The 23416-nt window shown below is 48.9% G+C and carries 21 protein-coding genes; 14 read left to right on the forward strand and 7 right to left on the reverse strand.

Annotation, left to right across the window (positions count from 1 at the left end; all coding sequences use genetic code 11):
* Nucleotides 1-30: 30 nt before the first annotated feature.
* Genes NG99_RS04825 through NG99_RS04835 form a run of 3 tightly spaced genes read right to left on the reverse strand, consistent with a single transcriptional unit; the run spans nucleotide 31 to nucleotide 1779 of the window.
* A complete protein-coding gene (locus tag NG99_RS04825; protein WP_034888981.1) occupies nucleotides 31-303 on the reverse strand; it encodes a pentapeptide MXKDX repeat protein in 273 nt (90 codons plus the stop codon).
* Nucleotides 304-363: 60 nt separating this feature from the next.
* Entirely contained in the window at nucleotides 364-1155 is a 792-nt protein-coding gene (locus NG99_RS04830) for a molybdopterin-dependent oxidoreductase (RefSeq protein ID WP_034888983.1), read from the reverse strand.
* 9 nt (nucleotides 1156-1164) lie between these two features.
* Nucleotides 1165-1779: a cytochrome b/b6 domain-containing protein gene (locus NG99_RS04835; RefSeq protein ID WP_052130558.1), complete on the reverse strand. Its 615-nt coding sequence runs from the start codon at nucleotides 1777-1779 to the stop codon at nucleotides 1165-1167.
* Between the two features lie 149 nt (nucleotides 1780-1928).
* Between NG99_RS04835 and NG99_RS04840 the strand changes: the two genes are divergently transcribed.
* Together NG99_RS04840 and NG99_RS04845 are read left to right on the forward strand one after the other, a co-directional pair.
* Nucleotides 1929-2642 (forward strand): response regulator transcription factor, encoded by a 714-nt coding sequence (locus NG99_RS04840; protein ID WP_034888985.1) that lies wholly within the window; start codon nucleotides 1929-1931, stop codon nucleotides 2640-2642.
* Nucleotides 2643-2651: 9 nt separating this feature from the next.
* Nucleotides 2652-4118, forward strand: a complete 1467-nt coding sequence (locus NG99_RS04845; protein WP_034888986.1) for a sensor histidine kinase — start codon at nucleotides 2652-2654, stop codon at nucleotides 4116-4118.
* 56 nt (nucleotides 4119-4174) lie between these two features.
* On the opposite strand, the gene NG99_RS04850 is transcribed toward NG99_RS04845, so the two are convergent.
* On the reverse strand, nucleotides 4175-7255 hold the full coding sequence (locus NG99_RS04850) for an autotransporter family protein (RefSeq protein ID WP_034888988.1): 3081 nt from the start codon (nucleotides 7253-7255) through the stop codon (nucleotides 4175-4177).
* A 987-nt stretch (nucleotides 7256-8242) separates the two neighbouring features.
* On the opposite strand from NG99_RS04850, the gene NG99_RS27460 reads away from it, so the two are divergent.
* Entirely contained in the window at nucleotides 8243-9064 is an 822-nt protein-coding gene (locus NG99_RS27460) for a winged helix-turn-helix domain-containing protein (RefSeq protein WP_052130559.1), read from the forward strand.
* A complete protein-coding gene (locus NG99_RS04860; protein ID WP_157032555.1) occupies nucleotides 9054-9530 on the forward strand; it encodes a hypothetical protein in 477 nt (158 codons plus the stop codon). Before NG99_RS27460 ends, NG99_RS04860 begins: the two co-directional genes overlap by 11 nt.
* A 5-nt stretch (nucleotides 9531-9535) precedes the next feature.
* Here the strand turns inward: NG99_RS04860 and NG99_RS28010 are convergent, their stop codons facing one another.
* On the reverse strand, nucleotides 9536-10369 hold the full coding sequence (locus tag NG99_RS28010; RefSeq protein WP_072017539.1) for a winged helix-turn-helix domain-containing protein: 834 nt from the start codon (nucleotides 10367-10369) through the stop codon (nucleotides 9536-9538).
* A gap of 424 nt (nucleotides 10370-10793) precedes the next feature.
* Here NG99_RS28010 and NG99_RS04870 point away from each other — a divergent pair, with 424 nt between their 5' ends.
* The 8 genes from NG99_RS04870 (at nucleotide 10794) to NG99_RS04905 (ending at nucleotide 18876) form a co-directional block, all read left to right on the forward strand.
* Nucleotides 10794-11441 (forward strand): response regulator transcription factor, encoded by a 648-nt coding sequence (locus tag NG99_RS04870; protein WP_232298172.1) that lies wholly within the window; start codon nucleotides 10794-10796, stop codon nucleotides 11439-11441.
* A 114-nt stretch (nucleotides 11442-11555) separates the two neighbouring features.
* On the forward strand, nucleotides 11556-12908 hold the full coding sequence (locus tag NG99_RS04875; protein ID WP_232298173.1) for a TolC family outer membrane protein: 1353 nt from the start codon (nucleotides 11556-11558) through the stop codon (nucleotides 12906-12908).
* Between the two features lie 2 nt (nucleotides 12909-12910).
* The gene (locus NG99_RS04880) at nucleotides 12911-14173 is read left to right on the forward strand and encodes an HlyD family secretion protein (RefSeq protein WP_332308332.1); all 1263 of its coding nucleotides are present in this window, start codon (nucleotides 12911-12913) and stop codon (nucleotides 14171-14173) included.
* Nucleotides 14174-14236: 63 nt separating this feature from the next.
* Nucleotides 14237-16381 carry a peptidase domain-containing ABC transporter gene (locus tag NG99_RS04885; protein ID WP_034888993.1) on the forward strand — a complete coding sequence of 715 codons (2145 nt, stop codon included), beginning with the start codon at nucleotides 14237-14239 and terminating at the stop codon, nucleotides 16379-16381.
* Between the two features lie 315 nt (nucleotides 16382-16696).
* Nucleotides 16697-17014, forward strand: a complete 318-nt coding sequence (locus tag NG99_RS04890) for a hypothetical protein (protein WP_034888996.1) — start codon at nucleotides 16697-16699, stop codon at nucleotides 17012-17014.
* A gap of 52 nt (nucleotides 17015-17066) precedes the next feature.
* Nucleotides 17067-17312, forward strand: coding sequence for a hypothetical protein (locus tag NG99_RS04895; RefSeq protein ID WP_034888998.1), 246 nt, complete (start codon nucleotides 17067-17069; stop codon nucleotides 17310-17312).
* 163 nt (nucleotides 17313-17475) lie between these two features.
* Nucleotides 17476-18009, forward strand: a complete 534-nt coding sequence (locus NG99_RS04900; protein ID WP_034888999.1) for a fimbrial protein — start codon at nucleotides 17476-17478, stop codon at nucleotides 18007-18009.
* Nucleotides 18010-18108: 99 nt separating this feature from the next.
* Nucleotides 18109-18876, forward strand: a complete 768-nt coding sequence (locus NG99_RS04905) for a fimbria/pilus periplasmic chaperone (protein ID WP_072017540.1) — start codon at nucleotides 18109-18111, stop codon at nucleotides 18874-18876.
* 73 nt (nucleotides 18877-18949) lie between these two features.
* Here the strand turns inward: NG99_RS04905 and NG99_RS29875 are convergent, their stop codons facing one another.
* Nucleotides 18950-19129 (reverse strand): hypothetical protein, encoded by a 180-nt coding sequence (locus NG99_RS29875; RefSeq protein ID WP_232298196.1) that lies wholly within the window; start codon nucleotides 19127-19129, stop codon nucleotides 18950-18952.
* A 4-nt stretch (nucleotides 19130-19133) separates the two neighbouring features.
* Here NG99_RS29875 and NG99_RS04910 point away from each other — a divergent pair, with 4 nt between their 5' ends.
* Nucleotides 19134-21503 carry a fimbria/pilus outer membrane usher protein gene (locus NG99_RS04910; RefSeq protein ID WP_232298180.1) on the forward strand — a complete coding sequence of 790 codons (2370 nt, stop codon included), beginning with the start codon at nucleotides 19134-19136 and terminating at the stop codon, nucleotides 21501-21503.
* Nucleotides 21504-21611: 108 nt separating this feature from the next.
* Nucleotides 21612-22547, forward strand: a complete 936-nt coding sequence (locus NG99_RS04915; RefSeq protein ID WP_198138734.1) for a fimbrial protein — start codon at nucleotides 21612-21614, stop codon at nucleotides 22545-22547.
* Between the two features lie 86 nt (nucleotides 22548-22633).
* Here the strand turns inward: NG99_RS04915 and NG99_RS04920 are convergent, their stop codons facing one another.
* Complete coding sequence (locus NG99_RS04920) at nucleotides 22634-23269, reverse strand: helix-turn-helix transcriptional regulator (protein WP_084110418.1); 636 nt, start codon at nucleotides 23267-23269, stop codon at nucleotides 22634-22636.
* Between the last annotated feature and the right edge of the window lie 147 nt (nucleotides 23270-23416).

Below are 23416 nucleotides of genomic sequence, written 5' to 3' on the forward strand. Positions count from 1 at the left end.
AGAATCGTGTACAGGGTCGAGTTCAGCGGATTACTGGCTCATCGCCTTTTTTTTCATTTCGTCTTTAGACATGGAGTCATGCTTCATGGCGCCTTTGGACATAGAATCCTTACTCATTGAATCCTTCTTCATACCGGCTTTAGCCATCGAGTCTTTGCTCATACTCTCTTTCTTCATACCGTCATGCGACATATGGCCCTCAGACATCTCTTCTTTTTTCATGCTGTCATCCGCGTGTGCGGCACCCGCCATACTCATCATCATTGCGCCGGAAATCAGCACTGCGGCAATCATTTTTTTCATGGTCGTTCCTTAATGTCATGGTTAGCACACTGTGTGCAGGGATAGAAGATGTTTCGTGATTCAGCTACCGCCAAACCAGTTGTAACCTTGATCTTCCCAATAACCGCCGGGGAAGATGTTAGTAATCTCAATAACCTGAATATGCTTGGGGTTTTTATAGCCCAATTTGGTAGGCATTCTCAGCCTCATTGGATAACCATACTTCGGTGGTAAAACTTGCCCGTCATAAGTCAGCGCCAGCAGCGTTTGGGGGTGGAGCGCGGTCTTCATATCAATGCTGGTATAATAGTCGTCAGCACATTTAAAGCTGACGTATTCCGCCTGTAAATCCGCCCCAATCAGCCGGAGAAAGTCTGCAAACCGCACGCCGCCCCAGTGACCAATTGCACTCCAACCTTCCACGCATATATGCCGCGTCACCTGGCTGACCTGCGCCATTTGATAGAGTTCGGTCAGAGACCAACTGCGTTTATCCAGCGCTTTTCCAGAGATTTTCAGGCGGTAAGTTTCACCATCGACTTGTGGAATATCCTCTTCGCCATAGAAAGCATTGAATGGAAAGGGCCGCGTTATCATTGATTCTGCATATTCCGGCGCCAGGCGATCGCGACCAAATAACCACAGCTGAACACGGTCATTCTGACCTGAGATGGCATTAAGGGCCTTTTCCACGCTGGCGTTATTGCTGATATCGCAGCCGGTCAGCATCGCCAGTCCTCCTAACGTCATCCCCTGACGCAGAAATCGCCTGCGCGAGGCAGCGTCCAACTGGCGAGCCACCAATCTTTGCGCTTCCGCTACGATATCCTGCTGCTGTGAAGGCGTGAAAATCTGCTGAATAATCTTTTTCATTTCACCACCCTATCGCCCACGAATCATGGCGATCAGCGTTTTTGGCACCAATCCCACCATGACAATATGCAGGATCAGAAATCCCATCAGAGATGACATCGCCAGGAAATGCACCCAGCGAGCCGTTTCATAGCCACCCAGCAGGTCTCTTAACAGCGGAAACTGTACGGACTTCCAGAGCACCAGACCGGAAAGTACCAGCACGATGCCGCAAAATATGGCAAACAGGTAAGCCATGCGCTGAACCATGTTGTAGTGACTCAGCTCGGTATGCAGCAAACGTCCTCGCAGCGCATCGAGCATATCTTTCATTAACGCCCGCAGGCTCAAAGGCCAGTATTTTTGCTGAAACCTGCCGGTGACCAGATTCATAATCAGGTAAAGTAGCCCGTTCCCTCCAAATACCCACATCGCAGCAAAATGCCACTGCAATGCCCCTCCCAACCATCCTCCCAGGGTTAATTTATCGGGAAAGTCGAAATCAAACAGGGGCGAGGCGTTATAGATGCGCCACCCGCTGGTCACCATCATCAGCACGGCTAAGGCGTTAATCCAGTGCAGTAGTCTTAACCACAACGGATGGATAACTGCCGATTTTGCGTCTGCATTATGGGACAGGTTCATCATAATTGGCCTGAGACGATATATTTCGATAGGAACAGTATTGATCCCGCATCTTCCCGAAAGCCTCACGAAGTATTAAACAAAATGTGATAACTCCAGGATGGCGCATTGTGTAGACTGCACGAATTATCCGCAGCCAGGACCGGCCTATGGACAACAAAAAAATTTTGATCGTCGAAGATGACGGCGATATTGCCGACCTGCTCTCGCTTCACCTGCGCGATGAGGGCTATAACATCACACATGCCGATGACGGGGATAAAGGCGTGGCACTGCTGGAAAAAGGTGGCTGGGATGCGCTGATTCTGGATTTAATGCTACCAGGCATTGACGGGCTGGAAATCTGCCGCAGGGCGCGCAATATGACACGCTATACACCGATCGTAATTATCAGCGCCCGTTCCAGTGAGGTACATCGCGTGCTGGGACTGGAGCTGGGTGCCGATGACTATCTGGCAAAACCCTTTTCGATGCTGGAACTGGTCGCAAGAGTTAAGGCGCTGTTTCGTCGACAGGAAGCAATGGAACGTAACCTGAAAATAGATGCGGGCACGCTGAGCTTTAATGGGCTGACTATCGATCCCATCGCCCGGGAAGTTTTTCTTAATCAGCAATTGATTGAGCTAACGCCGCGTGAATTTGACCTGCTTTATTTCTTTGCGAAAAACCCAGGCAAAGTCTTTTCCCGCCTCAACCTTCTTAATCAGGTTTGGGGTTATCAGCATGAAGGATACGAACATACGGTCAATACCCATATCAACCGTCTGCGCATAAAAATTGAAATCAACGCGGCGGAACCGGAAAAAATCCTGACCGTGTGGGGAAAGGGATATAAATTTTCCACCGGGGCGCGCGACGCCTGAGGAAGCAATATGCAACGGTATACTCTTTCACAACGCCTGATGATGGTATTTGCTTTGCTTCTGGTCGCCTGCTGCGCCATTTCCGGCTATATGCAGGTCCGAACCGCCAGCCAATACAGTCAGTCCGTGACGCAACACCTGTCGGTAAACCTTGCTTCGCAGATAGCCAGCAACAATCCGCTGCTAAGTGAACAAGGCCTTGATCCCAATCTGGTACACAAACTGTTTAACCAGCTGATGGCGGTAAACCCCAGCGTTGAAGTCTACCTGCTGGACAGCAAAGGCAATATTATTGGCAATGCTGCACCCGCAGGAAAATTGCTGCGCCATACAGTGGGCCTCGGTCCGATTAACGCGCTTCTTTCTGGTGCAGCTATGCCAGTTTATGGCGATAACCCCCGAGATCCGGCACGACAGGAAGTCTTCAGCGTTGCACCGCTAAAAATGGCAGGCGAACTGAAGGGGTACGTTTATATCATTCTGCAGGGTGAGGAGTATACCGCGCTGGCAAGCGAGGCGCAGCACCGTTCCGTTATCATGATGGCGCTACGTACTATGGGCCAGGTCATCCTGTTTGGTGGCCTGATCGGAATTGTCGCTTTCCGCTGGGTGACGCGCCCGGTTCGCAAGTTAATCGCCCAGGTGGCCACGCTTGAAAGCGGCGGAATGCAGGCCATTCAGGCGCTTGCCCATCGTAAAATGCCGTCTGCGCCATCGCGCGATGAGGTTGCGCAACTACAGCAGGGCTTTGTTCATCTGGCGAAGATGATTGACCAGCAATGGCAAAGCCTGACCATGCAGGATCAGATGCGGCGGGAGTTTGTCGCCAATATTTCGCATGATTTGCGCACGCCGCTGACCTCGCTTCATGGTTATCTGGAAACACTGTCGATCAAGTCAGATACGTTAAGTTCCGACGAACGCCAGCGTTATCTGAGTATTGCCCTGTCCCAGAGCCAGAAAGTTGGCAAGCTGGCGCAAGAACTGTTTGAGCTTGCAAGACTTGAGTACGGCGTGGTCAAACCGCAAAAAGAAAGTTTCAGCCTCAGCGAATTGGTGCAGGATGTACTGCAAAAATTTGAACTGACTGCCGAATCACGCCAGCAGCAACTACGGATGGACATTCAGCCGGGAATACCGCAGGTTAACGCCGACCCCGGAATGATTGAGCGCGTACTGACAAACCTGATAGACAATGCCTTCCGCCATACACCAGAAGAAGGGTTGATTGAAATTCGCCTTTACCAACAGACAGGAAAAGTGATGGTGCAGGTGAATGACAGTGGGCCTGGCATTGCCGAAGAGCAGAAGAACGACTTGTTTTTTCGCCCAACGCTGCTCAACATGCGTAAGCATCGTGTCGGGGGGCTGGGTCTGATAATAGTACGTCGCATTCTTCAACTGCATGACAGCGACATTCAGCTGGTAGACAGGCCCCAGCGCGGAGCCTGCTTCGAATTTTCCGTACCTGTCTGAACGCCATGATTCAAAGGATGGATCGTCATGCCTCCAGAGTGCCTACAGTCGGATAATCAGAAATGGTACTCCAGGCCCAAATGCCCACTGTACCCCTCTATTACCTGGCCAAAGCTGTGCGCATATTGCACTTCAGCATACAGATTAAGAGTGTGATTCAGCTTGCCGCTGATACCAATCCCCGCCTGCCCGGTCGTTTTCTCCACGTCCGGCGTCAGCGCCTCCCTGTTCATTTTGACACCGGGAGTCCCCCCCAACTGATGAACGATGTCCAGAGTCAGGTAAGGCTGCACAGAGTCACCCTCATAGAACAAACGCAGCCCGCCGCGCGCCTGACCAACCCGAATATTCTGGTCTTTAAGCTTGACGCCGCCCGCTTCGGTCTGGCTGACGTTCAGTAACTGAGTCATCAGCTGAGCCTGAGGCTCCAGCTTCAGCCCGTATCCCAGCGCCAGCGGCTTGCCGACCTCTGCGGATAAAACCACTCCGTAGCTATCCTGTTTCGTCGCCGTCAGGCTGCTGAAGTGGTTGCTGTAGCGGGTAAGTTGACCAACAATATCGAGATAGCTACCGTCATCATGCCAGGTGGTAAAATAGCCGCCGACGCCATAGGCTTTGATGCGAGTCTTCCCGGTATTAACCGACAGCCCCGGTCGCGCACGGCGGGCATAGTCACGGTTTGAAACGCTTTGTTCGCCCAGGGTCAGCAGCGGGCCTGCCTTAATGTTCCAGCCATTAGCAAGAGGATGATTCAGCAAATCCCCGCCTAACTGCATAAAGCTGCTGTTGGTGCTGTAGCCAAAACGTCCCGCGCCGTAGCGATCGTGCCTTGCATAAATTCTTCCCCAGGCGGCCCGATCGCCCCTGTATGCTCCCAGGCGCTGGTGATAGGTGCCGATCGCGTTAAACCCATAGGCCGCGTTCAAATAAGAGGCCATGACATAACCCGCCGTTTCCGGTCGGTAGGTTTTGGGCTCCGGTTGAGACCTCTCCTCTTCTTGATCGTCGTCAGGATGACTGCGGTATGACGATTGCAAATACCACCCCCCCTCATCAACGTTGTTGAGAAAATATTCGTAGTTCCCGGCCACCACTTCGTTTGCCTGAGTAAAGGAGGCCGACTGGGCATCCCCGGCAACCTTGATCACCGGAATACCTTTGTCCGTCAATGCGCCGCCGCCCTCCTTGTTATTGATAGCGACGGTAAACTTACCCTCTGCTTTCCCTGCGACCAGCAGACGATCTGTAGGAGAGCTATCGCCATTAAGCTCAGCGTTGAGAACAAAAAGGCCTTGCCCCGACAAGTTTCCGGTAATCTCCAGAGTCTTAAATTCTCCCTCACTGCCGTAGACGACCTGGCCATCCTGCCTCAAGGTTTTCAAGCTGGAATCACCGCTCATCAACCAAAGGCTGCCGCTATCCAGAGCGAGCTGATTCACATTTTGCGTCCTGCCGCTGAGCAAGGAAGCTCCGGCCAGCGCCACGTCAATACGGTTGATGGCGCTGTCCGTAACAATATCCCCCAGCAACTGGACGCCATCCGTTGCGGAAAGAGCAACCGAGGAGGGGACCAGGATTGGACCGGCTGGACCGCTATTGTCGATCTCGGCCTGCGCAACAAGCGCCTGCCCGTTTCCCCCTTTCACAACGGTGCCATTCTGTAGAGCGAGATTCAGCTGCGAGGCGCCAAACGCCCGGATCCCGGCATCCTTCTCACTGCTCAGAATAACGTTATCCAACAGAGCGCTATGCGGCACTACCGGGTCGCTGCTAAACGCATAGAGGGCCGCAGCAGCCTGGCCGTAGGTGGCGATCTCGCTGTTACGAAGTTCCAGCTTGCCGTGGTAGAGAGCAAGGGCATGGGCTCTGATGCCTTGAGTCTGAATCTCCAGCCCCTCTCCATAAGCTGTCGTAAAAGGCATAGTAAAGATGCCAATACTCCCGTCACCCAGGGTGGAAATCGTGGCGTTCCTGAGATTCACTTTTCCTGTGCGCCCCTCCTGGTGCGCCACCGATATGCCATTCGCATTTACACCCGTCGTAGTGATGCTCAGGTTTTCCCCTTCAACGCTATTTTCGGTATAAATTCCGTGGCCCCTGGTACCGGACGTTTGCAAAGAGCTATTACTGATAAACGCAGAACCGTACTGGGCATTGAGCGCTTTTGCCTGTTCCCCTTTGGTATTCATCACCACACCGTCAGCTCTCAGGTTGGTGTCCTTTCCCGCCAGCCATACAGCATCGGCTAAATAACCCTCCGTATAAATACTGCCCCCCGTCATGTGAGTATCAGAGTTGTGGTTAATATCCAGGCCGTAACCCGCTATATTTTTGGTATCAATGGCAACGTTATTCAGCGTCAAATCTCCCCCCATGACCAGAAAAGCGGCGCCGGCGGAGCTTACCTTGCTATTTTCCAGCCGCAGCGAAGACTGCGCCCCATCGTCCTGATGCAGAAGAACAGCTGAGTATGATTTGGCAGAGGAACGGATAGTAACGTCATTGCCAACCATAGCGCTGTTGCGTGACATCAGGCTATGGTTGGCATTCGCATGTCCCAGCGCTATCTGGACATCATTCAAACGGGCGCTCGCTCCGTCCCACAAAAAAATCCCGCGACCGACGTTACCCGTGTTGTTAATCTGAATGCTATCCGCACTGAGCGTTGCCCCGCCTGTCGCATAGAGTGCCGTACCCAGGTCACCGTTGATATTTAACTGTGTGCCATGAAGAGTGACGTCTCCCCCTTTTTCGGCATAAATACCATAATTGTTAGATCCAGCCGTTGCTATCACGCCAGAAGAGACCGTTACTTTACTGTCCGATGCATGAATCCCACGCCCTGCGTCTCCATGAACTTCAAGGGAAGCCTGGCGCAGGTCAAGAGTCGCCTTATCAGTCACATGGGCAACATGGGTGTTTTTGCTTATGAATGTCAGCCCAGGATGGACAATCATCGAACTATTTTCACCCTTAGCGCGAAGAGGATAGTCATTCTTTTCTTCAGAAAAATAATCTGACGAGACGGTTAACGACTCGCCGTTCTCGACGTTCCAGGGGGAAGCTGCAGAAGCATAAAAGGGAAAGAGGGCAAGCGTAATTAAATTACGCGTAAAGCTACATTTATAAGTAGACATCGTACATTCCTTTGTTAAAGACACAGAGTAATAATCAATGACGTCGGCACTATCCTGAACCAGTTAACTGAAAACTCCGGTAGATCACTGGAAAAACGCTCCTTTACATAGTCGCCAAAATAAAACACCCCATAAAGCGACGAGGGAGTAAAACAGCAAATTTCCGTAAAGCCTTTTGATATAGCACCCTATTTTAGGAAACAAAGCTAAAACCTTCAAATTTTATTTCGATCTAATTTTTTAATTAACTCTTAATCATAAAAAAAGAAACTTTAAAATCTATATAATTTATATTTATGATGAACTTAACAACACGAACCCAAAGAAAAAACCAGTAAGGCAGATAAAAAATAAAATGATAAACATCGCCAAAAAATATTATTCACTTCCTTGAGATATAACTTAAGAAATGTTGAATCGCTGTATTAACCACCAAAAAAAGACAACAACAGACTGTTTTTATTGAGAAAAAAACTAAAGCCCACAAGCCAAAAATGTTAATAATTAATTTTTCCAAGCTGCGCCCGTAAAGTCAGATATATCCTGACACCAGAGAAAAGCAGAGCCCACGATCAAGCCCCGATTCCAAAACAAGCTTAATGATGCCCAAAAAAACGAAGAATGACGAAAGAGTGTTTTCAGGTCGATGCCTGAGCAGTCGATACTGAAAATGCGTCAGATTCGAAACCAGACTCTGGGGGTCGTTAACGTCTACGGTAACAGTAGATCCGAAAGAGATCGTCGGCCAATACGACAAGATCTATTTCATTCATTAATCTGTAAACCAGGCGTTCCACTAAAATGTTTTTGTAACAGGCAGGCACTGTTGTAAGCAACCCGAAATTTGGATTTTTTATTAAATACTCAGAGAGAATAATACTATAGATTTATCTGCTAATTTATAGCATCATTTACCGAAGGTAAATTCAGCTGAACAAGGACATTTCAGATCACCAATCATATTTTTGTCCACGCTAAGGATGGGACATGGCGGAAATTTACCTCATAAACGATAAGGTTATATTTGACACCAAGTTAAATATACTGATTGATAAAGAAAATCCCACGCTAAAAATCACGCTGAATCGCCCTATCTCACGTTGCCTGGTCCTTCTTATCGAGCGTAAAGGCGAGATCATCAGTCAGGAAGATTTTTTTGAATTTGTATGGCGCTCCCATGGAGCGAAGATCACCGCCAACACCTATTATCAAAATATCTCTATTTTGCGCAGAACCCTCACTCAAATGGGACTGGGGGACGAGATTATCAAAACGGTATCACGCAAGGGACTGATGCTCTCGCAGTCGAGCGAGGTCGTTCGCGTACCAAACTCACGAATACCAGCGCGACTTCCTGTTCCAGAGTCGGATGAATCAATCCCCTCCGGGCATGAGGTTGAAAATGCTTCTGTTGAGGATACACGACCCCCCGCCCTCTCCTCTCAGCGCACCACTGTTTTAAAACAACATCATCTTTATTATATTTTCTCCGCGATTATTGTTATTATTTTTATAACTTCCGGACTAATAAAGCATTTCAATACCCAAAACACCGATTTTTTCTCAAATTATAAATACGTTAAAAACATCAAATCCTGCCAGGTATATTCTAATCATACCTTTCCTGGTAATGAGGTGCTGATGCTGAAAGAACGCGATGTTGATTGCGGCTCAGATAAAGTCATTTATCTTTCCTACTATTATTTTTCGCCAGAAATTCATCTACTCTCGTGTAAAAATAACAAAGAAGATAAAGAATTCTATTCTTGCATGTCATACTATTACATAGGAGGTTTGATTGAGACATAAAAAATGGATGGTTCCGGCAATTTTAATTATGATCACAGCATTATTCACCCTGGCCTTCTTCCAGTACAGAGAAGTTCCTGGCATTGAATGCCATGCAAACGTCAGAGTATTTAAAGATAACGTTGAGCTGAAAGTCCTTTTTAGCTACTCAATCAAGGCAGGCTCAGGAGTAGCTAACGTTAGCGGATCGCTGATAACAGAGGGAAAAATCACCGGCAGAATTAGCCGGGTAACAACCTTTAGCTACGTCCAGAAGGGGAAAGTTTATTCATTGCAGTCAAATAATGCGGTAAAATCTAATCTTGATACGTTAGACAATGCGACTTTAGGTCAGTATTTACCTGCTTTTTACCTGGAGAACGCAACCCATCTTATCCTGACCATTGTGCCTCAAAACAACAGCGGTTGGGTTTTCTCAACGGGTAAAGTCCCCTCATTTTTTTGTGAAAAAAGCCATACATCTTAGTAGTGCTAGTACTCTCTTTTTTTCAAAAAGTAGAGTGATACACAGCTTGCCGATGCTGATTTATTGAGATCATCACTGCATTTTACCAGGGAAATTCTATCGGTAAAACGATAAGAAGTAAGATAATAATATTTATAGTAAGGTGCATTACAATCAATTTTATTTTCGCTAAGAAAATCAAACAGTCGGTCCTGTTCACTAAACGATTTTTCAGTAAGAAAAATACAGCGATCGACTATTTTCTCCAGCTGATAGTGGGAAAAATAGGATTTTTGTGACGTAATGCTGAATAAAAGAAAAAAGGTCACAACCAGTAAAAAAATGACCGCACTTAAAGAAAACAGCTGTGTTTTATTCTTAAATGACCAGCGATAACAAGCTCCCCTCCCTGATGGCAGCTTATTTTTAAAACCAACGGCAAGCATACTCAATCTCTCCAGCGGAGCAAGGCCCATAGAAAGAGTACTGTCGGTCTCTTGTGTTGCTAATTTTTCGTCGCTCAACACCAGCACATGGGTGCTGTCAGTTAAAGTCAATCCTTTCCTTGGCACGGTTTTAACAATCTCATCGCCTAATCCCACTTTTGCCAACCCTCTGCGAAGCAGTGAGATATTTTGATAAAAAGTGTTTGCCGATACATGGGCGCCATATCGACTCCAGACCTCATTAAAAAAAATATCCTGGCTGATAACACTGTACTGTCTCTGGATTAAAAGGAGTAAACACCTGCTGGCTGGCGTGTTGAGGATAACGGATTCTGATATTTTTTTTCGAGAGATCAGGATATGGTGATCCACATGAAATTCAACAGTATTGTTAATTAAATATACCCTGCCCAAGGATCCCTCCTTTTCATTTAGCAATGATGATGGTATTGGTCAACTTACACTAAAATAATGTTCAAAAAAAGACCGACAGGCCAAATGCGCAATGAAATAAAACATTATAAAAATCATGGCATTATGTAAAATATCTGGGAAAGTTCCTGGTAATCCACCAGCAATGATTAAGAAAAAAGGAATTTCCCCCTCTCATTTAAGAAAATGATAAATTTAAGAATTCCGTCCAATTGCCTATCGCGCAAAAATTCATTTTTTTAAACTTAGCGCTATACGTTAAAGTTATTCGCATCAGAAACACTGGTGTTACCTGTTCACGTTACAGCAAGCGTAAAAATGCCGGGGTTTTAGTTCACCCGATCCGGTATGGCTTTTCTGTAATGTTAAATGACTACGCCACGGCTATTTTATACGAGAGTAAATTATGATGCCTAAAACCTCGACTATTTCAATTTCTGACGATCATCCGCATATCCTGCACTCATTGAAGCAGCTTTTTTTTTCCGTGGAAGAGTTCAATATCGTAAGTGAATCGACCAATGGTAAAGATCTGCTTACCAGCCTGCTACAGCACCCTACCGATCTGGCTATTACCGATTTCGCGTTGAGTACACATCACGCGTCGATTGAGGGGGTGGCTAAATTACGCCTGCTAAAAGAGAAAGTCCCCAACGTACGCTTGATATTGCTCACCTCACAAAACCATCCGGCGATTCTGATGAAGGCCTTTGATTATGGCGTGCGCGCCATCGTGAGCAAGTCCGATCCTGTCGAAGAAATTTTACACGCATGTCAGAGCGTTATGCAGCAGGGTGGCCGCTATCTTTCCCCTACCATTTCTTTGCTTAAAAATGAATATGACAGTGAAAGCAGCAAAGACAGCGCTCTGACGCCCAAAGAGTTCGAAGTTGTGCGTCTGTTCTCTTCCGGCTGTTCGCTTGCACAGATAGCCGCCCGGCAGAACCGTACTATCAGCACGATTTCCACTCAAAAATATAATGCTATGCGCCGACTTGGCATCACCTCAAATACCGAGCTCATTCGCTACGCTTACTCGCTGGGAATTATTTAATAAGAATAGATTCATTGGTGAATAAGGGATTGGCTCCGTTTTTACCGGGCGCTTAAAGACGGTACAACTACTCTGAGTTTTTACATAATGACCTTAACGCAAGCATTAACGGGATTGATCCTCCTGACGGGCTCGTCATGCCTTCTTCATCCTGCCCAGGCAACCACGTTGTTGCAGGCCGTAGCCGCAGCCAGTGAGTATGACTCGGCGATCGCCGCGGCCCTGAATGCCAAAAAGGCCGGTAATGAGGCATTCGATCAGGGCATTGCTGGCTTATTGCCCTCTATCGGACTGGATTCCAGCTACAGCATTCAGGATCAGCCCCATGCCCCCTATGCCAGGGCCGTCACCAGGCATAACTACAGCGTTAATCTGACTCAGCCTTTATTTGATGTCGCAAAAGTCGCCGCATTTCAGCGCGGCTCGGCGATATCCGATCTGGCTGATGTAGAATTTGTTAGCGCACAGCAAAAACTGATTGGCGAAGTGTCGGATGCCTTTTTCGCCGTGCTCTATCAGCGAGAAGTCTTACAGGCATCGCGCGCAGCTTCACAGGCGTTTCGTCAACAGCTGGCGATGGCCAGCGCCTCTTTACGCATTGGCGAGGGAACGAAAACCGATCTTGATGAGGCCCAGGCTAATTATGATCGCGCCCTGGCTAATGAAATTACCGCACGTAACGATCTCGACGTTGCAAATGGAACCTATCAGCGAATCACAGGATTGAATGCTGATAGCGTAGATCCCATTCGGGCAGAGTGCGTTCGTCCACCGGCGGTGGGCGATATCAAGAATGTCATGGCGATGGCCGCGAAATACAATCTTGAGGTGATTAAGGCAGAGTTTCAGCTGGCACAATCAAAAAGTGATGTGGTGGCGACAAGCAGTGGTCATCTGCCGGTGGTGTCATTGCAGGCAAGCTATGGCGGAAACTGGAGTCGCGCTGAAGGGAACGACCCGATGGATGCTTTCTTCGGCACCACACAGAAAACCCGCAACAGTTCGGTCGGCATCAATGTCTCCGTCCCTATTTTTAACGGCGGCGGCGCGCTTTCTCAGTCTCGCGAGGCGCTACGTCGTCGGGATCAGGCCCGCGATATGCTGGAGGATTCTCGCCGCAAAGCCGCACAGGAAGCCCGCTCCGCCTGGCTTGGCGTGACAAACGGCATGGCCCTGCTGGAAGCACAGAAAAAAGCCAGCCGATCTGCCGCCAGTAAGGTGAAATCTTCCGAGTATGGCCGCGACCTCGGCCTGCGCACCATTGTCGATGTGCTTAATTCACAGCAGGACTTTTATCAATCCCAGCAGAATATTTCTGAAGCTAAATATAACTATCTGACCTCAAAGCTGAATCTGGCTCTTATTTTAGGCCAGCTCACGGTATCGACGCTCGCAGAATTTGAATGTGCAGATAATGAGTTATTGACCAGCGGCAAGGCTGCATTTTCACATCAGGTAAAAGGATAATTATGATGAGCGCTCCCCTTTTTCGCCAGGAAGTTCTGGACGCCAATAAATCTAAATCCATTGGTTCGGTTGCGATTTATTGCCCCCCCTGGCGCTGGCTGGTGATTGCTGTTGTCGCAGCGGTCACGTTATCCATTGCGACCTTTTTCGTTTTTGGCAGCTATACCAAACGCGAATCCGCCAGCGGACAACTGTTACCGGCCGCAGGCATATTAAACGTCGTACCTCCGGTGACCGGGACCGTTATTCATCTGCTGGCCGTTGAGGGCAATATTGTCGAAAAAGGCGATCCGTTGATGGAGATATCTTCTGAAGTCTCCACCCCCCTCGGCGCCACGCGGGAACGAGTAGCCGAACAGTTGCAGATGCAGCGTGAAAGGCTAATTAAAGATCTGGCCGGCCAGTCTGACCTGAATGAAGAGGCGTTAAACGGCCTGAAAGAGCGTATAGCCCTGCTTGAAGCCCAGTCAAAACAGATGGAGATACAGCGCAAACAGCGTGCCCGCCAGGCTGAACTCGCCAAACGCCAGCTCGAAAAAATTCGGCAAATGCTGTCTGAGGGCTATGCCTCAAACAGCCAGCTTGAACAGCAGGAAACGACGCTATTAGAAGCCAACAGCCGCCTGCAGGAGGTGCTGCGCCAGCGCATTGATCTACAGCAGCAGCTGGCGCAAACCCGTCAGCAGCTGCGCGAACAGCCGATCAACGCACGTAATCAGCAGCATGACATTCAGCGCAGGCTGTCAGATATCGATCAATCACTGGCCGAAAATGAGTCTCGCCGTTCAGTCGTGCTGCGTGCTGCGCAAAAAAGCCTCGTCGGCGCGGTACTGACCCAGCGTGGACAGATGGTTTCCGCCGGGCAGTCGGTGGCCTCTCTCCTGCCCGTTGATGAGCCATTGCAGGCAAGAATGATGGTCACCAGCAGAGCAATTGGCTTTATTCAGCCGGGGCAAAAAGTGGTGCTGCGCTATCAGGCCTATCCCTATCAAAAGTTCGGGCAGCAGTATGGCAAGGTCAAAGATGTCTCACGCACCGCGCTTTCTCCGCAGGAAGTCGCCACTCTGACCGGAAACAATAATGTGCAAGAGCAGCTTTACCGCGTGGTGATCCAGCTCAATAAACAGGATATTCAGGCCTACGGCAAAACAGAGCAACTCAGACCGGGCATGGCTTTAGAAGCGGATTTTCTGATTGATAACCGCCGCCTGATTGAATGGGTTCTGGAACCGCTGTATGCCCTGGGCCGCCGCTCAGCGGCATAATCTGAACCCGCAGGTAATTTGTGCAACGGATGACAAAAATGATTCAAAGGAGTGGTTAACGGCATGAGTTTTATTAATTCCTTAACGTTTGGCTGGGGCAGACGTCTGCCGATGATGCAGCAAACTCAGGCCGCAGAGTGCGGGCTGGCCTGCGTTGGCATGGTAGCCAATTATTATGGGCACTCAATCGATCTGATTAGCCTCCGTCGTCGCTTTTCTACCTCGCTAAAAGGCGCCACGCTGGCCGACGTCATGCAAATGGCGCATCGCCTGGGTATGGGCGGACGAGCCCTCAGGCTGGAAGTCGAGGAGCTCGAGAAGCTCCGCCGCCCCTGTATTTTACACTGGGATCTGAATCACTTTGTGGTGTTGAAGAAAGTTCATCGGAATAAGATCACCATTCACGATCCCGCCCGTGGAATCCGTGACATCCCGATGGATGAAGTTTCACGCTGCTTCACCGGCGTGGCGCTGGAGCTGGTGCCTTCGGCCTCCTTTAAGCCGGTCGAGGAGAAACAGTCGATCTCGATGATGAGTCTGGTGGGCAGCGTCATTGGCATCCGCTCGGTGTTTGTACAGATTTTGATTTTATCCGTCGCTATGGAGCTATTTGGCATTCTTTCGCCATTCTATATGCAATGGGTGATGGATCAGGTTCTGGTTTCCGCTGACTACGACCTGCTTTCGCTACTGGGCATCGGCTTTATCATCGTGGTGATCCTGCAAAATGCGATCTCTACCCTCCGGGCCTGGGTCACCACCTGGTTTTCCAGTCTGCTTGGCGTACAGTGGACCACCAACGTGTTTACCAAACTGCTTGGCTTACCGATGTCTTACTTCGAAGAGCGGCACGTCGGCGATATCGTGTCGCGCTTTGGCTCTATCAGTACCATTCAGAGCACGCTCACCAGCCGCTTTATCAGCACGTTGCTTGATGGCGTGATGGCCTTTGCCACGCTAAGTATGCTGTTTATTTATAACAGTGCGCTGACATGGCTGGTTATAGGGCTGTTCGTCACCTATGCGCTGATCAGGCTGGTCTCCTACCGTCCCTTCCGCCAGGCCAATGAAGACCAGATTGTAACCGCCGCCCGGGCACAATCGCAGCTGCTGGAAACCATTCGCGGCGCGCAGGCCGTCAAGCTTAACAACAAGCAAGAAACCCGCATGGTGGCTTACGCTAACGCCCTGGTTGAAACCACAAATAAAGGAATTGTTATCCAGCGGCTAAGCATCGGCTTCAGCACCCTTCAGGGCGTAATCTCCGGGGTTGGCCGCGTCGTGCTGATCTGGCTGGCGGCAAAGCAGGTTTTAGACGGCAATTTCTCCGTGGGTATGCTGGTTGCCTTTATCAGTTTCTCCGACCAGTTTATCGGCCGTGCGTCAGGCCTGATTGATGCTCTGATCGAATTCCGCATGTTGCGGCTTTATGGTGAGCGTCTGGCTGATATTGTGCTGACGGATGCCGAAGAAGATATGGAAGCCAGCGTAGCGGAGCCTGCCAGAACCGCCAGTGGCGCTGGCCCCGCCATGACGGTAAAAGGGTTGAAATTCCGCTACTCCGAAACGGAGCCCTGGGTATTGGATAACTGTTCATTTATCCTCAAACCGGGTGAAAGCGTGGCGATTGTTGGGCCATCAGGTCAGGGTAAAACAACGCTGGCGAAGCTGTTGCTGGGCCTGTTGAAGCCTCAGGAAGGCACTATCGAAGTGGACGGTATAGATATTCGCCAGCAAGGTATGCGCTCGCATCGCGAACGCATCGGCTGCGTGATGCAGGATGACATTCTGTTTGCCGGATCGATTGCGGATAATATCTCCTTCTTTGACAGTAAGTGCGACCAGCAGCGGATCGAGCAAGCTGCCAGGCTGGCGCAAATTCATGACGATATCATGGTCATGCCAATGGGTTATCAGAGCCTGGTCGGCGATATGGGATCTTCTTTGTCTGGTGGACAAAACCAGCGCGTATTGCTGGCTCGCGCACTTTATCGCCAGCCCGATATCCTGGTGCTGGATGAAGCCTCCAGCCACCTGGATGTGGAGCGAGAAAGGCTGATTAATCAGGCCATACAGCTAATGCCGATAACCCGAGTGATCATCGCTCATCGCCCTGAAACCATTCGCAGTGCCGACCGGATTATCTGTCTGGCCAATGGGAAGGCTTTTGAGCTGGATTACGATACGCTAATTAATGTCAGGCAATAATAACCAACGCTCACAAGATGACAGGAATTTGGATTTTTAACGATATTAAAAATAATCAAACCAGATAATATATCGCACTGAGATGAAATACAATAAATTACATCAATCCATTAATAAAACATGATGTTTATTATTAAAAAATCGCAACACTCCAGATAAAAAGTCAAAATACTGCATTGTAAATGCATAGATATTAAATATCGTCAACGTGGAAGATTAAAATACACTGTACGGTGATGAAATAAATAAACCGCGTCTGTGATGCATTCAAAAACCGAGTAATTCCACTTTACTCATTTTAAAAAGGAGTTTTTCATGCGTGAACTGAATATGATGGAAATTGAAGCCGTTTCTGGCGCCGGTTTCTTAGACACAGTCGGAGCAATAACGCTTGGTGCCCTGGTAGGTCTTTCCGTCGGAACTGTTAAGGGCGGCGTTGCCGGCGGCAGCGTGGGCGGCATTCTTGGTTTTGGTCTGATTTCTGCTGGCGTAACCATGGTGATAGGCATGGTCTACGGCACCGTTATTGGTGGAATATTCGGCATGGTCAACGGCTGGAATACCACAGCAGAATACTTTAATGAAGTGGTTGCCCAATGGTTTGATCTGAGCCTGCCGGTTCCGAAAGTGTAATTAACCCTGACGTTCAATCTCCCGGTGGCTATTTGGGTACAGAGGTATTTCTATGCGTTTATTAAAAGAGTCTGATGTTGAGCAGGTAAGCGGTGCGGCATGGTGGTCGCCCTCTACTATTTACGACTTCCTTTATGGCGGCCGTAATGAAAGTTCAGAGGGTAACGTTTCCGGATTTGGTGATATCGAGCGCCGGCCAGTTGATGCCAGCGTTGGCGCTGTGTTAGGCGCAGGCGTGCTGATCATCGCCGCTGGCATCACCGTCAGCTTAGCTACGCGGTTCTTTAATCGTAAGTAAAAAATTTCAGGTCAGCTGACAACTTGTTGAAGTTATTAGTCCGCTGGATAATCATTTGGATTAATTACTATAGATAATTCTCACCTTCTTACGCAGAATTTGAAAACCAATTTATCAGACGATAGCTTGGTTTTATTTTTTATTTAATAAAAGGATTTATCACATGAAATCAAACCTCATTGTTTCTGCTGTTGCTGCCACAATTATTAGTCTTCCAGCGATTGCTGCGGCAGAGCCAGATGGCACCATCACGTTTAACGGTTTTATCAGCAGCCAGACATGTGATGTCAGCGTCAATGGTTCAAAAGACGGCGGCGTAACGCTGCCGAACATCGTGTCTTCCCTGCTGGCCGAGGAAGGTCAGGTGGCGGGCAACACCACTTTCACCGTTAATGTCAAAGATTGCGCAACCAAAGAGGGCAAAGTTCGCGCGTTTTTCCAGGCTGGGACTAATGTTGACTTAGCGACCGGCACGCTAAAAAACAACGGCACAGCCAAGAACGTGCATATCCAAATTCTTGATCCTAAAGGTAATCCACTGAAAGTCGGTGACGAAAGTCAACGTTCAGCGACTAACGAGGAGACCCTGAAAGATGGAAGTGCGGCGCTGGTATACTCGGCTCAATACTACGTGACAGGTAAATCCGAAACGGGTGTTGTTGCGACCTCAGTTGAATATTCTATCGACTATTTCTAATTCTCCGACGGATTTTTAATATCGGTTAAATGTGGGCAGGGTGTCTTTTCAACTTCCTGCCCCCTCTCCCGTTTCGTTTTAACCATTAAGGATGATGGCATGACGTTCCTGACTCAATGGACAGCAAAAAGTTTATTCTGCCAAATCGCTCTGTTTACGGGAATATTGCTTCCTGGCATAAATTCAGCCACGGCAAATATTGTCATCCATTCAACCCGCATTATTTATCCTGAAGACTCTCGTGAAGTCACGATACGAATGCAGAACAAAGGGGAAACGCCCTCCCTGGTGCAAACCTGGATTGATAAGGGAGATACCTCCGTGCCGGTCAGCACGCTTGATGTCCCTTTTGTGCTTATGCCGCCCGTTTCAAGAATTGATGCCCATAGAGGGCAAACCTTGCGCCTGACGTATACCGGCAGCACGTTGCCAAAAGATAAAGAGTCCCTTTTTTGGCTGAACGTTCTGGATATTCCACCGAAAGCAAAAAAGACCGCAGAAAATGAAAACCTGTTACAAATGGCCATTCGCAGCAGATTAAAAATATTTTTCCGTCCGGTCGGACTGAATGCCGAGTCAGCGCTAAAGGCGGCAAAAAATCTTCGCTGGGGTTTGGCGAGAACCCAGTCAGGTAAAGAGTTAATCGCTTTCAATGATTCTCCCTATTTCGTTAACGTATCCTCAATCATCGTTGAAAATGCGGGAGAAAAGACCACCAGCCATAATGGCGAAATGATTGCGCCAGGTGAAAAGCAGACGTTCTCAGTCAAATCAGCGACGAAAATAAATAAAAACGGGAAAATAAATTACACCATCATTAATGATCATGGTGGAACGACTGAATTTGAAGGCTTTGTCATAGAGTAATATTTCCGCCTCTCTGATTGACGCCATTGACTACGACTTTTTTCAGGGTAAATATTATGGATAATAAAATAGCTCATCCTTGGGAAATTAAAGGGAATTGGACCAAACGGCCGTCGCTGTCGCTACTCAGCAGCATGATAATTTTGACACTGATACCAATAACAACAACAGCTAATGAAACAACAGGCGAAAGCCCCTTTTCTGCCACGACCTTCGATACTGATTTTCTTAAAAATACGCCGGGAGCAGACATTGATATTTCCCGTTTTGAACGTGGCGTGCCGCTTCTACCCGGCGAATATCGTCCCGATATCTATATCAACGATCTGTACGTTTCCCGTGAAAATGTCATCATTCGCCAGCAGGATGATCTCTCAAGAATATGCATACAACCTACTCTTTTAGCCCATGCAGGCATAAAACCTGAAGCCATTAATCAACAAAATCTGGCGCGGCTTAATGAACCCGATACCTGCCTGACGGTTGAGCAACTTATCCCCTCGGCGCAAACATCCTTTGACACAGGCGATATGCGCCTGAACATTCAGCTGCCCCAGGCCAGCCTGCAGCGCAGAGCGCGCGGATCGGTAGATCCCAGCCTGTGGGATGCCGGTGAGAACGCCTTTTTTGTCGGCTATAACACGAATTTCTATCAGTCAAAAACGGCGAGTATGGAATCCCAGTCATTCTATGGCGCGCTGAATGCCGGATACAATTTGCAGGGTTGGATGCTGCGGCACAGTGGTTCACTGCGCTGGAAAAATGATTCAAAGCGCCGTTATGACGCTCTCCGTACCTACGTTCAGCGTGATATCACCCCGCTGAAGGCCATGCTGATAGTAGGGGAGTCGAATACCTCTGGAGAACTCTTTGATACTTTCTCATTTCGTGGGGTACAGCTCGCCACCGATGAACGTATGCTTCCGGACACTCAGCGTGGCTATGCCCCAGTCATCCGCGGGATCGCCACGACGACCGCGCATGTGACCATCTCGCAGAATGGTTCCCAGCTCTACGACACCACCGTGCCTCCGGGCGAATTTGTCATTGACGATCTTTATCCCACCGGATACGGCGGGGATCTCCTGGTCACGGTAGAGGAATCTAACGGGCAGACAACCAGCTTTAGCGTACCTTATGCCTCGGTGGCGCAGCTACTGCGTCCAGGCACGACCCGCTACAACGCGGTTGCAGGCACGCTGCAGGACGTTAATCTTTCCTATAAGCCAAAGGTCTTTCAGAGCACCGTTCAGCATGGCATAACAAATGGCCTGACTGGGTATGGCGGATTGCTGAGTACCGGTGAGTATAATGCCGCGCTGCTGGGAATGGCCGTGGGGACGCCACTCGGCGCGCTGGCACTGGATGTCACCGGTGCCAGCGCGTCCTCTCACGGCAGGCAAAGTCGGGGGGCGAGCTATCGCGTTACCTACAGCAAACTCTATATTCCGACCAACAGCAATCTCTCCATCGCCGCCTATCGCTTCTCTTCATCAGGTTACCTGGATCTGAGTAATGCGATGCTGTTCACTGAAGATGCGCGCCATCCCCACCGGGATAACGTCAAGTTGCAGCGCCCGCGTAACCGTCTCTCCATCACGGCAAGCCAGGGACTTCCAGACGGTTGGGGCCAGTTTTATATCAGTGGATACAGCCAGAACTATTGGGATCGTGAAGGCCATGACAATCAGTATCAGGCTGGCTATGCCAATAGTCTGGGCCACCTCTCGTACAACGTTTCAGCTAATCGGGTCGGTAATGCTTTTGGCAGGCAAGAGACCCAGTACGTTCTCTCGCTGTCCGTGCCACTGGGCTCTCACCAGCAGGCGCCTAACCTGAATCTGTATTCCACTCATACGAAAGAGGGGGTATCCACCCAGGCCAGCGTTAGCGGACTGTTGGGAGAGAATAATCAGCTCAGCTATAACGTTGGCGCCTCACGCGACGCCAATAACGAGTATTCCAGCAACGCCTCATCAATGTACCGCACGCCCTACGCCTCTTTGCAGGGGAATGTTGCACAAAGTAGGGATTATCATTCGCTCTCGCTGGGGGCCAGCGGTTCTGTGGTGGCGCTTTCCGACAGTATTACGGCAAGCCCTTACACTGCCACCACCATGGCGATCGTTAGCGCGCAAAACGCTGGCGGAGCTAAGGTGGAAGGCTATTCCGGAATTGTGCTCAATAACAGCGGCAATGCGGTAGTGCCTTATCTGAGTCCTTATCGGATGAATTATATCGCACTCAACCCGGAAGGATTATCGGCAGATGTTGAACTGGAAAGCACCAGCCAGCGAATTGCTCCACGCGCCGGGGCCGTAGTAAAGCTACGATATCCTACCAGCAGCGGACGCGCCGCGTTGATCCGCGCCGTGATGCTTGATGGCGAGGCGTTGCCTTTCGGCGCGCCGGTAACCGACCAGTCCGGTCAGGTGATAGGGGCAGTGACCCAGGGTGGGCAAATTTACGCAAGGATGAGCAGTAACAGCGATCGCCTGCAGGTTAAATGGGGGGAGCATGAACAGCAGCGCTGTACTTTTACTGTCACCCTTCCCGATCGCGATAAGAAACAGTCAGCAAATCTCTATTTCGACCGCGTAGAAAGCCAGTGTGACGCGCTTAATTAACCCAGGGGAAAAATAATGGACTCTCTCACGTCAGCGAAATGGCTCTTGATCAAGGGATTACTGGCACTGCTGCTGCTGTGCGTTGGCCTCCAGACCGCCAGAGCCGAGTTGAAATGCGCGAATGAAAATATCGAGTCAGTTATCAACATTGGCATTAACACGCCGAGGATCGTTGTAACAAAGAGTACGCCCATTGGCACCGTTATCCACCGACAAACGGTCAGCTTTACCGCCCGCTGCAGCTTAAAGAGCATAGCAGGTAGTCCTGAAAACGTTTTTTTCAAACGTGAAGATCTCAGGACGTTGCTGGGAAACGGCCTGAGCCTGTATATCACTTACAGGGGCGATCGTGGCAATACAGTAAAATCTATTGATACCAAAATTACCGTAACCAACCGTAACGCGTTCTGGGGATTGCCCTCCAGCCACTGGCAGCAAATCCCGCTTGAGGTCGAGTTTGAGATCGTCAAAGAGCAGCACGCTGGGGATATTGTTGTCGCTCCTGCTTCATTAACAATATTTACGATTGATTCGCAGATGCGAGGAGGAGATCGCGCCCCTTTCTTTATGAAGGGCGCAAATAAGATCGACTACAGGACGCAGACTTGTGAAATACTCAGCCCGCAACCTTTTATCATATCGCTGGGGACCGTATCTTCGGCCGGGAGCAGTGGATTTGGTACTGCAACAGGCACAACCAGCGCCACCAAAGATTTCTCACTCAACCTCGCCTGTGATGTGGCGGCCTCCGGGACGTTTAAGATCATGATACAACTGGATGGCACTCTGGTTAGCGGATTTGAGAATACTGGCGTACTAGCCCTGAACAAAAAATCGATAAGCGCCAGTGGCGCGGGCATTCAGGTGCTGCACGGCGGAACAGAAACGCCCGTCAGCTTTGCCACGCCGTGGCAGATCGGTAAATTCCCGATGGTGAAGTCTGCGATTTCCATCCCTTTTTCTGTCCGCTACTACCAGACAGAACACAATGTCAGACCGGGAGAAGCTAACGGAACGATGACCTATACCATCAGCTATCTGTAACCAGAGCTGAATGGGTGACCGCTTGCGACTATTTATAACCAGCGGCCACCCATGCTACAGCACGTTATAAGATGTCATATTAACGTTTACTGCCCATCACCCAGAATACTGATATAAAGCTCATTAAACGTCCGGTAGCCATATTTCTTAATGATATTATAGCGGTGAGTGTAAATCACTTTCGCACTGCAATTGAGGGTTTTTGATATATCAGCAATAGACTGACCGCTGATCATCAGCGACAGCACTTCTTTTTCCGTTCGGGTTAATTTTACGTTTTGCTTCTTATGAAACTCAGCAAATTTCTTTTCCTGGATTTTATTTTTGTTCCTTTGATGATACTCACACTTTCTTTCATACTGCGTCAGCGTAATTTTGTACAACCCTGAGGTCTGGCTTTTCTTCTTAACGGAGATGTTTATAACGCTAATATTGTTATAAAGATCCTTCGCGTTTCGTAACCACTTCAGTACGTCCCGTTCATCTAACCTGTCATCAACATAGGCAAGCAAGGTATTCTTGTTTTCATTAAACGCACTGGTAATTGGCTTTAATTCATTTTTCAGAATAACAGGAAGATGGTTCCTTCTTTCGCAAAGTCCTAAATGCAAAAAACTATCCTTAGAAATAAGAACCCGATCGGTAGTACACATTGTAGTTGACCATCCATTTTTATACCAAAAGACAGAGTAGTGTTTCAGGCATTGAGCGATGGATAGCATGAGATAAATGTCCCTGGTGTAAGGTCAGACGTCCGGCATACCATCGCTCAACGGTGTGCATTCTACACAACCCCTACCTACAGCAACATATAATATGGCATAAATATATTTATATAAATTTTTATTCGATTATTAATTCATTAATTG

This window comes from Erwinia typographi, assembly GCF_000773975.1.
In the GTDB taxonomy this organism is placed as follows: Bacteria; Pseudomonadota; Gammaproteobacteria; order Enterobacterales; family Enterobacteriaceae; genus Erwinia; species Erwinia typographi.